A 15,313-nucleotide genomic window follows, 5' to 3' on the forward strand; every position below is an offset into this window, starting at 1 on the left:
GGGCACGAGCCTGCACCGCGTACGCAAACATATCAAGTGAAGTGGGGCACAACGCGGGCGGCACAAGGGGCCGCGGTCGATCACGCTGCGCCGCTGGCACCCTCGACGCCAGGCTTGAGGTTGCCTCGGTAGATCAGGTACGGCTCGGCCTGGCCGTTGATCACGGCCTCATCGACCACGACCTTGCTGACATGCTCCAGTGACGGCAGCTCGAACATCGTGTCCAGCAATACCTGCTCGATGATGGTGCGCAGGCCGCGCGCGCCGGTCTTGCGCTTGAGCGCCTTGCGCGCGATCGCGGTCAAGGCCTCGGGACGGAACTCCAGCTCCACCTGTTCCATGTCGAACAGCTTGCGGAACTGTTTGGTCAGCGCGTTCTTGGGTTCGCTGAGGATTTGCACCAGTGCGGCCTCGTCGAGTTCTTCCAGCGTCGCCACGACCGGCAGACGGCCGACGAACTCGGGGATCAGCCCGAACCGCACCAGGTCCTCCGGCTCGACATCGGCCAGCAGCTTGCCGACATTGGGCCTGTTTTTCTTGCTGCGCACTTCGGCACTGAAGCCGATGCCGGTGGTATCGGAGCGCTGTTGAATGACTTTTTCCAGTCCGGAAAACGCACCGCCACAGATGAAAAGAATGTTGCGCGTATCCACCTGCAGGAACTCTTGCTGCGGATGCTTGCGCCCACCCTGCGGGGGCACCGAGGCCAGGGTGCCCTCGATCAACTTCAGCAGAGCCTGCTGCACGCCCTCGCCGGAGACATCACGCGTGATCGAGGGGTTTTCGCTCTTGCGCGAAATCTTGTCGATCTCGTCGATGTAGACGATACCCTGCTGCGCCTTCTCGACGTCGTAGTCGCACTTCTGCAGCAGCTTCTGGATGATGTTTTCCACGTCCTCGCCGACGTAGCCGGCTTCAGTCAGCGTGGTGGCATCGGCGATGGTGAAAGGTACGTTGAGCAGGCGCGCCAAGGTCTCGGCGAGCAAGGTCTTGCCCGAACCGGTCGGACCAATCAACAGGATGTTGGATTTGGCCAGCTCGACGTCATCGTTTTTCTGGCGCGACTCCAGACGCTTGTAGTGGTTGTAAACCGCCACCGCCAGCGTGCGCTTGGCGCGTGTTTGTCCGATCACGTACTGATCGAGGGTGTCCATGATCTCGCGCGGGCGCGGCAAGTGGTTGCGCGTGGCCGCGGTTTTTTCTTCGATTTCCTCGCGGATGATGTCGTTGCACAGCTGCACGCATTCATCGCAGATGAACACCGAGGGACCGGCGATCAGCTTGCGTACTTCGTGCTGGCTCTTGCCGCAGAACGAGCAGTAAAGGATCTTGCCACCTTCGCCGCCACGCCCTTGCCGTTCATCGCTCATGCTGGAATCCACCGTGGACCGATTAGCCTCAAGTTCAACATAGCATAGGAGCGCGCCGCTGGCGTCAAAGCCGTGCCACGTGCGCGCCACCGTGACCGCATGCAAGGCCGGCAATCCTCACGGCCTGCCTGCGCCCGCTGCATGCCTGCAACAAGGCGGTTCAGGCGGGCTTGACGGGCTCTTCGGCGCGACGATCAAGAACCGCGTCGATCAAGCCGTAGGCCTTGGCATCTTCGCCACTCATGAAACGATCGCGCTCCATGTCGCGCTCGATCTGCTCCAGCGGCTGGCCGCTGTGCTGCACATAGATCTGGTTGAGCCGGCCGCGGACATACAGAATTTCACGCGCCTGGATCTCGATGTCCGTGGCCTGACCCTGGGCGCCGCCGGAAGGCTGGTGGATCATGATGCGCGAATTGGGCAGCGCGTAACGCTTGCCCTTGGCACCCGCCATCAGCAACAGCGACGCGGCGCTGGCGGCCTGACCGATGCACATCGTGCTGACGTCGCAGCGAATGAACTGCATGGTGTCATAGATCGCCAGTCCCGCCGTGACCACACCGCCCGGACTGTTGATGTACAGGTTGATGTCCTTGTCGGGGTTCTCCGACTCGAGAAACAGCAACTGCGCGACGATGACGTTGGCCATGAAGTCGTCGATCGGACCGACCACGAACACCAGGCGCTCCTTGAGCAGCCGCGAATAAATGTCGTATGCGCGCTCGCCGCGGCTGGTCTGTTCGACCACCATCGGCACTAGGTTGAGGCTCTGCGGCGGTGTGTCGTGCTTGGACATGGGGAGCTCCGATCGGATCGTGCGCCCAGCATGGGGGCTGGACGCGCAAAGTCAATGCTGTGCCTGGCGGACGATCAGGTCCGATGCGGCGCGGTTTCAGCCGTTGCGCCCGGGACGCAGCAGTTCGTCGAAGCTCATGGTGCGCACCGTGGTCTGCGCATGCTGCGCGATCCACTCCGCAACCTGGTCCTCGAGCACACGCGTGCGCAGATTGGCCAGCTGTTGCTGATCACGCTGATACAGCTCGATCACCTGCTGCGGATCTTCATAAGTCGAGGCGATCGATGCCATGAGTGCCGCGACACGCTGCGCCTCGGGCTGCATGCCTTCGCGCCGTGCGATCTCGCTCATCAACAGTGCGGCGATGACACGGGTGCGTGCCGGGGCGCGCGCCGACTCGACCCGTTCCGGCGCCGGTTGTGCGTCCTGCGCCAGGCCCATGCGCGCCAGCGCCTGCGCCTCGGCTTCCAGCATGGCTCTGGGTACGCTGATGTCCGGGTGCGCCGCTGCCAGCTTCCCAGCGACCTCGCCTTTCAAGCGCGCGGCGACCGCGGCACCCAACTCGCGTTCGAGATTGGTGCGCACCTCACGGCGGAAATCCTCCAGCTCACCCGAGTCGATGCCGAACTGACGCACGAACTCGGCGTCAAGTTTCGGCAGCACCGGCTCCTGTACCGTCAACACACGCAGGTGCATGCGCGCCAGTTTGCCGGCAAGGTGTTCATTGCGGAACTCGGCAGGAAACGCCACATCGAGCTCGAGTTCGGCATCAGGTGCCTGGCCCGACAGCGCGGCGTCGATTTCAGCCAGCAGCGTGCCACTGCCAAGAATGCTGCTGCCGCGATCCATACCTTCTGCCGGCAGACGCAGATCCGCGGTCTGGGTGTAGTACTCGAAACCGACATGGTCGCCGCTCTGCGCGGCACGCTCGACGCGCTGCAGGCGTGTGCGCTGCTTGCGCAGGGTCTCGATCATGTTGTCGATGTCCGCATCGCTGACGCTGGCATCGATGCGTTCGATGCTCAGCGCGGTGACATCGACCGCGGGCAATTCAGGAAACACCTCGAAAGTCGCGGTGTAGGCGATTTCGCCGTTCTCGGCCTGACCACTGGTGTTGATCGACGGCGCCGCCACCGGGCGCAGTTGCTGCTCACCCAGGGCCTTCTGCAGCGTGTTCGAGATGATCTCGCTAAACGCCTCGCCGCGCACCTGGGCGCCGAAACGCTGTTCAATGACCTTGCCCGGCACCTTGCCCGGGCGGAAGCCCTTGAGCCGCACGTTGCGGCCCAGGTCGAGCATGCGCTCGCGCACGCGACCCTCCAGGTCAGCAGAGGGAAACTTCACCGTGAGCCGGCGCTCAAGGCCACCGACATTTTCGAGCGAAACCTGCATGCCTTGGGACTCCTCGCCCGCACGCGCGAAGGCTGCGCGCACGGCGTCTGATGGTGCGAAAGCCGGGACTCGAACCCGGACGGGGGTACCCGCTGGAACCTAAATCCAGTGCGTCTACCAATTCCGCCACTTTCGCACGGGTGTGAAACGGCTGAATAGTGTACGGGATCGCCGGGGACATGAGGAAGGCGGGTGGTGGGCCGTGAAGGACTTGAACCTTCAACCTACGGATTAAGAGTCCGCTGCTCTACCAATTGAGCTAACGGCCCACACAAACCTTGAAAACTGGGGTGGACGATGGGATTCGAACCCACGACAACCGGAATCACAATCCGGGACTCTAACCAACTGAGCTACGCCCACCACGAAAAACTTGAAGCATTGGCGCGCCCGACAGGACTCGAACCTGCAACCGCCGGCTTAGAAGGCCGATGCTCTATCCGGTTGAGCTACGGGCGCATGACCACCTGACAGAGCACGCTTTGGTCGGGGTAGAGGGATTCGAACCCCCGACGTCCAGCTCCCAAAGCTGGCGCTCTACCAGACTGAGCTATACCCCGTCGCCAGCAGCCCGCCTGCAACTGCGGGCCTCCGAGCTGACGAATCTTACGTGGCCATACCGCACGCAGTCAACGCGCGCATGCACCGTTGCATGGCGCCCTGCGCGGCCGCGAAGACCGCTGGCCACGGTACGCGGAGCGGGCAAAACCCATACCCTGACGATTGCCGGCGCCACGCGATGGGTTGCCGCATGCACGCACCCGTACTGCATGCAATCGCGCCACCCGGAAGCCCTTGTACACGCACCGATGCGCGTCACGCTGGATTCGCGCAGCGGCGCGCGAGGGCTCCCTGAGCACGTCCGATCCCAGGCACGAAACGCTCGAACACGCGAATCTCAACAGCCGGCGGCCGCTGTTGTGGACGATTTCGACGCGGCGGCCTGAACTCGCCCGTCGAGATCTCTGGGTTAGCATCGCCGTCTGTCACCATGCGTACGGATCGAGCCCATGCACGGCGCCGCCGATATCCTGTTGTCGCTGTTCGTGGTGTTCGTTGCCGCGCGCATTGGCGATGAACTGGCGCAGCGCATGCGCATGCCGGGCGTGGTCGGCGAGATCGTGGCCGGCGCCTTGCTCGGGCCTTCGCTGCTCTCCTGGGTGCATCCAGGCGTGGTGCTGGATGCGCTGGCCGAAGTCGGCGTGGTGTTTCTGCTGTTCGCGGTGGGACTGGAAACGCGCATGGTCGATCTCAAGCGCGTCGGCCTGATCGCGTTCATGGTGGGCACGCTGGGCGTGATCGTGCCCTTCGGCGGCGCGTCGCTGTGGGCGCACCTGGAAGGCTTCGCGTGGAACAAATCGATGTTCATCGCCGCGGCCTTTGTCGCCACCTCGGCCGGCATCACCGCGCGCGTGCTGCAGGAGATGCACGCGCTGCAGCGGCGCGAGGCGCACGTGATCCTGGGCGCGGCGGTGATCGACGACATCCTCGCCATGCTCTTGCTGGGCGTGGTGGTATCGACGCAGGGCAGCGGCGTGGCCGATCCCGTGCACCTGCTGATCGTGGTGGCCGAAGCGGTCGGGTTTGTCGTGGTCGTGGGCTGGCTGGGTACGCGCGTGGCGCGCAGGCGATCAGCGTGGCTGGAGCGGCCACGCATGACCATGTCTGCGCTGAGCATCGTGCTGGCGCTGTGCCTGGGGTTGGCATGGTTGTCGACGCGCTTCGGGCTGGCAGCGATCATCGGCGCTTTCCTGGCTGGGTTGATCGCATCCGAAACCGACCAGCGCGCGCAGCTTGAGCATCAGATGAAGCCGCTGCTGACGCTGCTGACACCGTTTTTCTTCGTGATGACCGGCGTCAAGTTGGACGTGCGCGTCTTCTTGAACCCCGATGCGCTGATCATGTTGTCCATCGCCACGCTTCTGGCAGTCGTCACCAAATGGTTGGGAGCTTATCTGGGCTCGCTCAAGCTGGGCCATCGCAGCGCGATGGCCGTGGGCATCGGCATGGTGCCGCGTGGCGAGGTCGGCGTGGTCGTGGCGAGTCTCGGCCTGGCCGCGGGAGTTTTCAGCGCTGAGGTTTATGCGGTGATCGTCGCCATGTCGCTGCTGACCTCGATCCTGACACCGCCACTGCTGGGCTGGATGCTGCGCCGCGCGCCACGCGAAGAGGACAACCAGCCCGCATCATGAATGGGCCAGGGACGTGATCCGCTGATGGCCGCGGCGAGCCGGGTCAGCCTGCGCCACCGCCCGCCTTGCCGTGGATGCCGCCGCGGGTCAGCGCCATCGGGTCCAGCAGCTTGGCCAGTTGCTTGCGCGGCAGGCCGGTGGTTTCCACCGCTACGTCCAGGATCGGGCGCTTCTGCTTGTACGCCAGCTTGGCGGTCGCCGCGCCCTTTTCGTAACCGATCACCGGGTTCAGTGCGGTCACCAGAATGGGGTTCTTGTCCAGTGCCTGCTGGATGTGCGCCTGGTTGACCTTGAACCCGGCAATGGCATCGTCGGCCAGCGCGCGCATGGCTTTGCCCAGAATGGCGATGGACTGCAGCAGGTTGTACGCGATCAGCGGCAGCATCACGTTGAGCTGGAAATTGCCCGCCTGGCCACCGAGCGTAATCGCCGCGTCGTTGCCGATGACTTGCGCGCAGACCATGACCATCGCCTCGGGAATCACCGGGTTGACCTTGCCGGGCATGATCGAGCTGCCGGGCTGCAGTGCGGGCAGTTCGATCTCGCCGAGACCGGCCAGCGGCCCGGAGTTCATCCAGCGCAGGTCATTGCTGATTTTCATCAACGCGCAGGCCAGCGTCTTCAACTGGCCGGAGAGTTCGACCGCATCGTCCTGCGCGGCGATGCCTTCGAAGTAGTTGTCGGCGGCGACGAACTTGCTGCCGCTCATGCGTGTCAGCTCGGCGGCGACAACGCTGCCGAATTTTGGATCTGCGTTGATCCCGGTCCCCACAGCGCTGCCGCCCAGCGGCAGACGCTGCATGCGCCTGAGCGCATCGGTGATGCGCGCCTCGGCGCTGTGCAACTGCGCCGACCAGCCGGACAACTCCTGGCCGAAGGTTACCGGCATGGCGTCCATCAGGTGCGTGCGCCCGGTCTTGACCACCTTGGCCAGCTCCCTGGCGCGTTGGTCGATGGTCTTGCGCAGATGCGCCAGCGCGGGCAGCAACACTTCGCGTGTTTCCAGCGTGGCGCTGACGTGGATCGCCGTGGGAATCACGTCGTTGGAACTCTGTCCCATGTTGACGTGATCGTTGGGATGCACCTTGAGCTTCGCCGTGGAGGCGACGTGCGCGATGACCTCGTTGGCGTTCATGTTGCTGCTGGTGCCGGAGCCGGTCTGGAACACATCGATCGGAAACTGCGCATCGAACTCACCGCGCGCCACGCGCTCGGATGCGGCGCGCACGGCCTTGGCCGTGGCCTTGGGCAGGTGTCCGAGTCTGGCATTGGCTTCAGCGGCAGCCGACTTGGTCAGCCCCAGCGCACGGATAAAGGCGCGTGGCATGCGCAATCCGGAAATCGGGAAATTCTGCACGGCGCGCTGTGTCTGTGCGCCATAAAGGGCATCGACGGGGACTTTCAGCTCGCCCATGCTGTCATGCTCGATGCGGTAGTGCTGGCTCATCGCGGGTTCCTGGTGCAGGGAGACTGTGTGGCTTGCGAAGCCTGGCATCCTGTGCCGCTTTGCAAGCCATCGAGTATAGCCCCGCGGTGTAAACTTGATTCTCTTGACACGGCCTCCCGCACGCATGGATCACCCTGCTCTCGTCGCGCTCTCGCCACTGGATGGCCGCTACGCCGGCCAATGCGCGGCCTTGCATCCGGTATTCAGCGAATTCGGTTTGATGCACCGGCGCGTGCGCGTCGAGATTGCCTGGCTGCTGGCGCTGGCCGAACACCCCGACATCCCCGAGTTGCCGGCCTTCGATACCGCCACGCGCGCCGCACTGCTGGCCATCGGCGAGCAATTCAGCGTCGACGACGCCGCCACGATCAAGCGCATCGAGCGCACCACCAACCACGACGTCAAGGCGGTCGAGTATTTCATCAAGCAGCGCATGGGTGCCCTGCCCGGTGCGGTCGCGGCCACTGAATTCGTGCACTTCGCCTGCACCAGTGAAGACATCAACAACCTTGCCTATGCATTGATGCTCAAGGACGCGCGCGAAAGCGTGCTGCTGCCCGCACTCGATGGCGTCATCGCGCAACTGCGCGCCATGGCGCATGCGCATGCCGACCTGGCAATGCTGGCGCGCACGCACGGCCAGCCGGCTTCGCCGACCACGCTGGGCAAGGAGTCGGCCAATGTCGTTGCGCGTCTGCAGCGCCAGCGCCAGCAGTTCGCAGCCGTCGAAATCCCCGGCAAGATCAACGGTGCGGTGGGCAACTTCAACGCGCACGTGGTGGCCTATCCCGAGGTCGACTGGCAGCAACTCGCGCAGGGCTTCGTCGCAGGTCTCGGGCTGCACTGGAATCCATGGACCACGCAGATCGAGCCGCACGACGGCATCGCCGAATACTGCGACGCGGTGCGCCGTGCCAACATCGTCTTGCTCGATCTGACGCGCGACCTGTGGGGCTACATCGCGATGGGCTATTTCAAGCTGGCGCTCAAAGCCGGCGAAGTGGGTTCATCGACCATGCCGCACAAGGTCAATCCAATCGACTTCGAAAACGCCGAAGGCAATCTTGGCGTGGCCAACGCGCTGCTGGGCCACTTCAGCGAAAAACTGCCCGTCAGCCGCTTCCAGCGTGATCTCACCGACTCGACCGTGCTGCGTGCACTGGGCACCGGCTTTGGCCACACCCTGGTCGCGCTGACCGCTTTGGCGCGCGGCCTCGGCAAGCTCGACGCCGATCCGGCGCGCATGGCCACGGATCTGGAGGGCGCATGGGAGGTGCTGGCTGAAGCCGTGCAAACGGTGATGCGCCGCCACGGCTTGCCCGAGCCTTACGAGCAACTCAAGGCGCTGACCCGCGGGCGCGTGATCACGCCGGCCATGCTGGCCGCATTCATCGAATCACTGCCCCTGCCCGAGTCGGCCAAGGCGCGCCTGCTCGCCCTCACCCCTGCTGCCTACACCGGCCTTGCCGGCACGTTGGCACGCGACGTCTGAGACTGGTCATGCCAAGAAAAACCGCACCATCACGCGCCGGCGATGCGCAATCGGCGCAGCCCGATCAGGCCAAGTCGCGCCTGCGTGTGCGACCCGCCGTGCCTGCACTCGAAGTCAACGCCAGTCATGGCATGCCGCTGGGCATGCCACCCTCGCGTTTTCTCACCCGGTACTGGCAGAAGCATCCCTTGCTGATCCGTGGCGCGCTGGCTGGCTGGCAGGTACCGATCACACCCGAGGACCTCGCCGGCCTCGCCTGCGAAGAAACCGCGCTGGCGCGCATCGTGCTCCGCGAGCGCAAGCGCGCATCGTGGACACTGCAGCCCGGGCCCTACAGTGAGGCCACGTTCACCAACTTGCCCGAGCGCGACTGGACGCTGCTGGTGCAGGACGTCGACAAGTGGGATGCCGAGGTCGCCGGCCTGCTGGATTTCGTGCGTTTCCTGCCCACCTGGCGCATCGACGACGTGATGGTCAGCTACGCCACCGACGGCGGCGGCGTCGGCCCACACATCGATCAGTACGATGTGTTTCTGGTGCAAGGGATCGGCAAGCGGCGCTGGAGCATCAGCACCGAACGCAACGCGCCGCGCGGGCTGCGCACCGGCACCGATCTGAAACTGCTGGCCGAGTTCACGCCGACCCACGATTTCGTGCTGCAACCAGGCGACATATTGTACCTGCCCCCTGATATTCCCCACGATGGCGTGGCCGAAGGCGCCTGCATGACGTTCTCGATCGGCATGCGCGCTCCGGCCGAGTCCGAGCTGCTGCTGGATCTGGCCGAGCACCTCGCCGAGCAACTGCCCGATACTCGGCGCTACAGTGACCCCGATCTGCGCCCGGCGCGCGCACCGGGCCTGATTGATTCCGCGGCGCTGGCGCGCGTGCGTGCGCAACTGGGGCCTTTCGCGCAGCGCATCAAGGCTGGCGAACTCGCGCTCTGGTTTGGCTGCATGATCACGCGCTATCGCAGCGCCGCGCCGATCACCGGCGACGGCCCGCCGGCATCACTGGAGCAGGTGCGCGCCATGCTGCTCAGTGGTCGCGCGGTGCTGCGCCATCCATTCGCACGCTTCGCCTGGATCGAGCATGGCGCCGGTGGTGCCTCCCTGTTCGCCGCCGGACACATCGTGCATTGTCCGCGCGCGCTGGCCGAGACACTGTGCGCCAATGCGCACATCGAGCCTGACGATGCGGTACTGCGCGACAGTTCCGCGCTGACTGCGCTGCGCGATCTGCTTGCTGTCGGCTGCGTGCAATTCGCGCGCGCGCCGCGCAAGCGTGCATGATCGCCGCCGGCTTTCACATCGTTCCGGCGCACTGGCCGACCGATGCTGCGGCCTTGCGCGGCGTGCGCGATGCCGTCTTCATCCGCGAACAGCAGATCAGCGCCGAGGACGAATGGGACGACCTTGATGCCGTTTCGCGCCACGTGCTGGCGTTGGCGCTGGACGGCAACGCGATCGGCTGCGCGCGCCTGACCCCGCAGCAGCGCATCGGACGCATGGCGGTGCTGGCCGAGTGGCGCGGCCGCGGCGTGGGCATGGCGCTGCTCACGCACCTGATCGCCGAGGCCCGTGCATTGGGCTGGCCCGAGGTCCAGCTCAGCGCACAACAACACGCAATCGATTTCTATGCGCGCGCCGGGTTTATCCCTTATGGCGATACCTACCTCGATGCCAACATCCCGCATCGCATGATGCGTCTTGCACTGGAACCCTTTGCCGTGCCTGCGCCACGCGCATTGCAGCCCACGCCCGTGGCCGCGCCGCTGCACGCCGACGACCTCGGCGCGCTTGCCACCGCCACGCTGCGCCTGCTGCGCGATGCACGGCATGGCATCACGCTGTATACACGCGACCTCGATCCCGGCCTGCTCGATCAGGCTCCCATACTCGAAGCGCTGCGCACGCTGGCCGTGCGCGGTCGTGGCGCGCAACTCCGTTTGCTGGTGCAACAGCCCGATGCAGCGCTGCGCGATGGCCATCTCATGCTGCCGTTGATCCAGCGTCTGCCAAGCGTCATCCAGTTGCGCCAACCGGTCGAAGACGCCGATTTGCACTATCCATCGGCCTTCCTGCTCAACGATCGCGGCGGCTATCTGCTGCGCGCGCTGGCCTCACGCCACGAAGCCATGGGCAACACGTTCGCGCCCGGCCGCGCTGCGCAACTCGCCGCCTATTTCGATCAGGTCTGGGCACGTTCGCAGCCGCTGCGCGAACTGCAGCCTTTGCAGCTTTGATGCCGCGTGAACCGCAGCACGCATCGCGTGCAAATTGTCGCAGCGCCGCATCATGCGGCTTATAATTACCGGGATAACCAGCTACATCGCGCCCGTCGCAGTACCACGGGCGCCCCCTTCCCCGTCCCGGTGTCACCGTGAGCGCCAATCTCATCCGCGAATTCCTTCTGTCGTCGCCTATCGCAGGCGGCAATGCCCCTTATGTCGAAGCCCAATACGAGGCTTGGCTGGCTGACCCAGCCAGCGTCGGCAACGATTGGGACAGTTATTTCAAAAGCCTGCATGGGCGCGAAGCCGGCGACAGCGCGCATGGTCCGGTCATCGACCGCATCCAGCAGGCGCAGCGTCTCAACGGTCACGGCCGCGCGGCGGCGCTCGGCGATGACCGCCACGCACGCAAGCAGGGCGCGGTGCTGCGTCTGCTCACGGCATTTCGTTCGCGCGGGCATCTGGCCGCCGACCTCGACCCGCTGAATCGCGCCAGCAAGCCGGCGGCCCCGGATCTGGACCCGGCTTATCACGGTCTCGATGCGGACGATCTGAATACATCGTTCGATACCGGCAGCTATGCCGGTGGTGACACGCGCATGCCGCTGGGGCGCTTCATCGAGAAACTGCGGCGCACTTACACGGGCACCATCGGCGCCGAGTTCATGCATATCGCCGATCACGATCAGCGCCGCTGGCTGCAAACGCGGCTGGAGCAGGCCGCCGGCAACTTCCTCAGCGAGCCCGCGCAGCGCCTGCGCGTGCTCGACCGCCTGATTGCCGCCGAGGGTCTGGAACGCTACCTGCACACCAAGTATGTCGGGCAGAAAAGATTTTCACTCGAAGGCGGCGAGAGCCTGATCCCGCTGCTGGATACGCTGATCGAGGACTGCGGCCGCAACGGCGTGCGCGAACTGGTGCTCGGCATGGCGCATCGCGGGCGCCTGAATGTGCTGATCAACACCATGGGCAAACCGCCGCGCCTGCTGTTCGATGAGTTTGAAGGCAGGTTCGAGCACGCCGACGATCCCGCGCATTCCGGCGACGTGAAGTATCACCTGGGTTTCAGCGCCGACGTGCACACCGCGGGTGGCCCGATCCACATCGCACTGGCATTCAATCCCTCGCACCTGGAGATCGTCAATCCGATGGTGCTGGGTTCGGTGCGCGCGCGACAGACGCGGCGCGGCGACAACGACCGCCGCGAAGTGTTGCCTGTGCTGATCCACGGCGACGCGGCACTTGCCGGCCAGGGCGTCAATGCCGAGCTGTTCAACCTTTCGCAGACGCGCGGCTTTGGCGTTGGCGGCACCGTGCACGTGGTGATCAACAACCAGATCGGCTTCACCATTTCGCGCCAGGACGATGCACGTTCCACGCACTACTGCACCGATATCATCAAGATGATCAATGCGCCCGTGCTGCACGTAAATGGCGACGATCCCGAGGCTGTCGCGTTTTGTGCACGCACGGCGTTCGAGTATCGGCAGACGTTCAAGCGCGACATCATGATCGACCTGGTCTGCTATCGCCGCCACGGCCACAACGAGGCCGATGAACCCGCGGCCACGCAACCACGCATGTACCAGGTGATCCGCAGCCTGCCGAGCACGCTGGCGCAATACGCCAAACGACTTGTCGATGCCGAGGTGATCAGCAGCAGCGATGCCGAACAGCGCATGGCCGACTATCGCAAGCGCCTGGAAGCCGGCGAACCCGTCACCGAGTTGTCCACGCCGCTGGCCGATGCCTTCCGCGTCGACTGGAGCCCCTACCTCAACGGCACACTGGACAGCGAGGTCGTCACCGGCGTGGCGCGCGCCAAGTTGGCGCGCCTGGAAACCGTGATCACCGACACCGTGCAAATCAAGCTGCATCCGCGTGTGGCCAAGATCTACGACGACCGCCGCAAGATGGCCGCCGGCGCGCAGCCACTGGACTGGGGCTATGCCGAGAATCTGGCCTACGCCACGCTGCTGGATGACGGCTACGGCCTGCGCCTGGTGGGTCAAGACAGTGCGCGCGGCACCTTTTTCCATCGTCATGCCGTGCTGCACGACCAGGATACCGGCGTCACCACCACGCCGCTGAAGCGCGTGCGCGAGGATGCGCACGTCGAGATCATCGACTCGGCGCTGTCGGAAGCGGCGGTGATGGCCTACGAATACGGTTTCGCCAGCGCCGAGCCGCGCACACTGCCGATCTGGGAGGCCCAGTTCGGCGATTTCGCCAACGGCGCGCAAGTGGTCATCGACCAGTTCATCAGCTCCGGCGAGGCCAAATGGGACCGGTTATCCGGGCTGACGCTGTTCCTGCCGCACGGTTATGAAGGCCAGGGCCCCGAACACTCCTCCGCACGCCTCGAGCGCTATCTGCAACTGTGCGCGCTGCACAACATGCAGGTTTGCGTGCCCACCACGCCCGCTCAGGTTTTTCACCTGATCCGCCGGCAGATGCTGAGCCAGGCGCGCAAGCCGCTGATCGTGATGACGCCGAAGTCGCTGCTGCGCCACAAGCTGGCCGTTTCCAGCATCGAGGATTTGACGCGCGGCAACTTCCAGCGCGTGCTGGCGGATACCACCGCCCAAGCCGGGCAGAAGGTGCGCCGCGTGGTGCTGTGCGCGGGCAAGGTCTACTACGACCTGCTGGAGCATGCGGAAAAAGCCGGCATCCAGGATGTGGCGCTGGTGCGCGTCGAGCAGTTGTACCCGTTCCCGCGCAGCGCCGTGGCGCACGAACTGGATCGTTTCCCGGCCGCCAACGAGATGGTCTGGTGCCAGGAGGAGCCCATGAATCAGGGTGCCTGGTTCCAGATTCGTCACCACCTGCAGGCGGTCGCTGGCGAGCGCACCCTCGGCTATGCCGGACGCGCACGCTCGCCGGCGCCGGCCAGCGGCCACTACAACACGCACGTGGCCGAACAGAATGCCCTCGTCGAATACGCGCTGAGCGGCCCTGTCGGCGCCGACGCCAACGACTGACCCATCCACCACCCAGCATCCTTTCCCATTCCGCAAGCCATCCCGAAGGAATCACGCGCCATGGCCATCGAAATCAAAGTCCCCGTACTGCCCGAGTCGGTTTCCGACGCCACCATCGCCACCTGGCACAAGAAGCCCGGTGATGCGGTCAAGCGTGACGAAAATCTGGTGGACCTGGAAACCGACAAAGTCGTGCTGGAAGTGCCTTCGCCAGTCGATGGCGTGCTCAAGCAGATTGTCAAGGACAGCGGCAGCACGGTCACCAGCCAGGAGTTGATCGCCGTGCTTGAAGAAGGTATGGCACAAGGAAGCGCGGGCGTCACAGGCGCAGGCAGCGCAGCAGCGACAGCGGTGCCCAAGCCTGCCGCTGCAGCAGTCGCCAGCACGGCAGCCAAGGCCAGCGCGTCCGCCGCAACGGCTCCAGCAGCCATTCCGGTCGCGAACAGCGCGCAGCTTTCGCCCGCCGGCCTGCGCGTAGCCAGCGAAGAACGCATCGACCCCGCCAAGGTCAGCGGCAGTGGCCGCGATGGCCGCGTGACCAAGGAAGATCTGGTCAACTTCATGCGCGGCGGCAGCGCGTCCGATGCCACCGCGGCAGCGCCGGCCGCGCGTGGAGCCGACGGTCGTCCCGAGGAGCGCGTGCCGATGACGCGCATGCGTGCCAAGATCGCCGAGCGCCTGATGCAATCGAAGAACTCCATCGCCATGCTGACCTCGTTCAACGAGATCAACCTCGCGCGCGTCAGCGCATTGCGCAAGGAACTGGGCGAGTCGTTCGAGAAGACCCACGGCATCAAGCTCGGCTTCATGAGTTTCTTCGTGCGCGCCGCATGCGAGGCGCTCAAGCACCGTCCCATCGTCAACGCCTCGGTGGATGGCAACGACGTCATCTATCACGGCTACCAGGACATCTCGGTGGCGGTATCCACCGAGCGCGGCCTGGTGACGCCGGTGCTGCGCGATGCGCAACACATGGGCTTTGCCGACATCGAGAAAGCCATCGCCAACTTCGCCAGGAAGGCGCGCGAGGGCGGCCTCACGCTGGAGGATCTGCAGGGCGGCACCTTCACCATCACCAACGGCGGCACCTTCGGATCACTGTTCTCGACGCCTATCGTCAACCCGCCGCAAAGCGCGATCCTCGGCATGCATACCATCAAGGAACGCGCCATCGTCGAGAACGGCCAGGTGATCGCCGCGCCGATGATGTACGTGGCGATCAGCTATGACCACCGCATCATCGACGGCAAGGACGCGGTGCTGTTCCTGGTGGACATCAAGAACCTGCTCGAGAATCCGCAGCGCATGCTGCTGGGCTTGTGATGCACGGCCGGGACTCGACACTCGGGACCCGGCAATAGCAGAAATGGCACCCCGCTCGGCATGAGCTTGACCCTGCCGAGTCCTGAC

10 protein-coding genes and 5 tRNA genes are annotated in these 15,313 nt (G+C 64.8%); 6 read left to right on the forward strand and 9 right to left on the reverse strand.

What is annotated here, in order from left to right; all coding sequences use genetic code 11:
- Positions 1 to 80 precede the first annotated feature (80 nt).
- From clpX to Mschef_RS10310, 8 genes are all read right to left on the reverse strand, one after another.
- Complete coding sequence (gene clpX / locus Mschef_RS10275) at positions 81 to 1,370, reverse strand: ATP-dependent Clp protease ATP-binding subunit ClpX (RefSeq protein ID WP_081129960.1); 1,290 nt, start codon at positions 1,368 to 1,370, stop codon at positions 81 to 83.
- 160 nt (positions 1,371 to 1,530) lie between these two features.
- Entirely contained in the window at positions 1,531 to 2,166 is a 636-nt protein-coding gene (gene clpP, locus Mschef_RS10280) for an ATP-dependent Clp endopeptidase proteolytic subunit ClpP (RefSeq protein WP_081128132.1), read from the reverse strand.
- Between the two features lie 96 nt (positions 2,167 to 2,262).
- A complete protein-coding gene (tig, locus tag Mschef_RS10285; RefSeq protein WP_081129961.1) occupies positions 2,263 to 3,558 on the reverse strand; it encodes a trigger factor in 1,296 nt (431 codons plus the stop codon).
- A gap of 51 nt (positions 3,559 to 3,609) precedes the next feature.
- Positions 3,610 to 3,694, reverse strand: a tRNA-Leu gene (locus tag Mschef_RS10290).
- 57 nt (positions 3,695 to 3,751) lie between these two features.
- A tRNA-Lys gene (locus Mschef_RS10295) sits at positions 3,752 to 3,827 on the reverse strand.
- 17 nt (positions 3,828 to 3,844) lie between these two features.
- A tRNA-His gene (locus Mschef_RS10300) sits at positions 3,845 to 3,921 on the reverse strand.
- A 19-nt stretch (positions 3,922 to 3,940) separates the two neighbouring features.
- Positions 3,941 to 4,017, reverse strand: a tRNA-Arg gene (locus Mschef_RS10305).
- Positions 4,018 to 4,041: 24 nt separating this feature from the next.
- Positions 4,042 to 4,118: transfer RNA gene (locus tag Mschef_RS10310), tRNA-Pro, on the reverse strand.
- Positions 4,119 to 4,568: 450 nt separating this feature from the next.
- Between Mschef_RS10310 and Mschef_RS10315 the strand changes: the two genes are divergently transcribed.
- On the forward strand, positions 4,569 to 5,750 hold the full coding sequence (locus Mschef_RS10315; protein ID WP_081128134.1) for a cation:proton antiporter: 1,182 nt from the start codon (positions 4,569 to 4,571) through the stop codon (positions 5,748 to 5,750).
- Positions 5,751 to 5,793: 43 nt separating this feature from the next.
- Here Mschef_RS10315 and Mschef_RS10320 read toward each other — a convergent pair whose 3' ends face one another.
- Positions 5,794 to 7,197 (reverse strand): class II fumarate hydratase, encoded by a 1,404-nt coding sequence (locus Mschef_RS10320; RefSeq protein ID WP_081128135.1) that lies wholly within the window; start codon positions 7,195 to 7,197, stop codon positions 5,794 to 5,796.
- 124 nt (positions 7,198 to 7,321) lie between these two features.
- On the opposite strand from Mschef_RS10320, the gene purB reads away from it, so the two are divergent.
- The 5 genes from purB to odhB all read left to right on the forward strand — a co-directional run bounded on the left by purB (position 7,322) and on the right by odhB (position 15,226).
- Positions 7,322 to 8,689 (forward strand): adenylosuccinate lyase, encoded by a 1,368-nt coding sequence (purB, locus tag Mschef_RS10325; protein WP_081128137.1) that lies wholly within the window; start codon positions 7,322 to 7,324, stop codon positions 8,687 to 8,689.
- 8 nt (positions 8,690 to 8,697) lie between these two features.
- Positions 8,698 to 9,981, forward strand: a complete 1,284-nt coding sequence (locus Mschef_RS10330; protein ID WP_081128139.1) for a cupin domain-containing protein — start codon at positions 8,698 to 8,700, stop codon at positions 9,979 to 9,981.
- Positions 9,978 to 10,934: a GNAT family N-acetyltransferase gene (locus tag Mschef_RS10335; protein ID WP_081128141.1), complete on the forward strand. Its 957-nt coding sequence runs from the start codon at positions 9,978 to 9,980 to the stop codon at positions 10,932 to 10,934. The genes Mschef_RS10330 and Mschef_RS10335 overlap by 4 nt, the downstream gene beginning before the upstream one ends.
- A gap of 137 nt (positions 10,935 to 11,071) precedes the next feature.
- Positions 11,072 to 13,903 carry a 2-oxoglutarate dehydrogenase E1 component gene (locus Mschef_RS10340; protein ID WP_081128143.1) on the forward strand — a complete coding sequence of 944 codons (2,832 nt, stop codon included), beginning with the start codon at positions 11,072 to 11,074 and terminating at the stop codon, positions 13,901 to 13,903.
- A gap of 60 nt (positions 13,904 to 13,963) precedes the next feature.
- Complete coding sequence (odhB, locus tag Mschef_RS10345) at positions 13,964 to 15,226, forward strand: 2-oxoglutarate dehydrogenase complex dihydrolipoyllysine-residue succinyltransferase (protein ID WP_081128145.1); 1,263 nt, start codon at positions 13,964 to 13,966, stop codon at positions 15,224 to 15,226.
- Positions 15,227 to 15,313 lie beyond the last annotated feature (87 nt).

This window comes from Metallibacterium scheffleri, from assembly GCF_002077135.1.
In the GTDB taxonomy this organism is placed as follows: Bacteria; Pseudomonadota; Gammaproteobacteria; order Xanthomonadales; family Rhodanobacteraceae; genus Metallibacterium; species Metallibacterium scheffleri.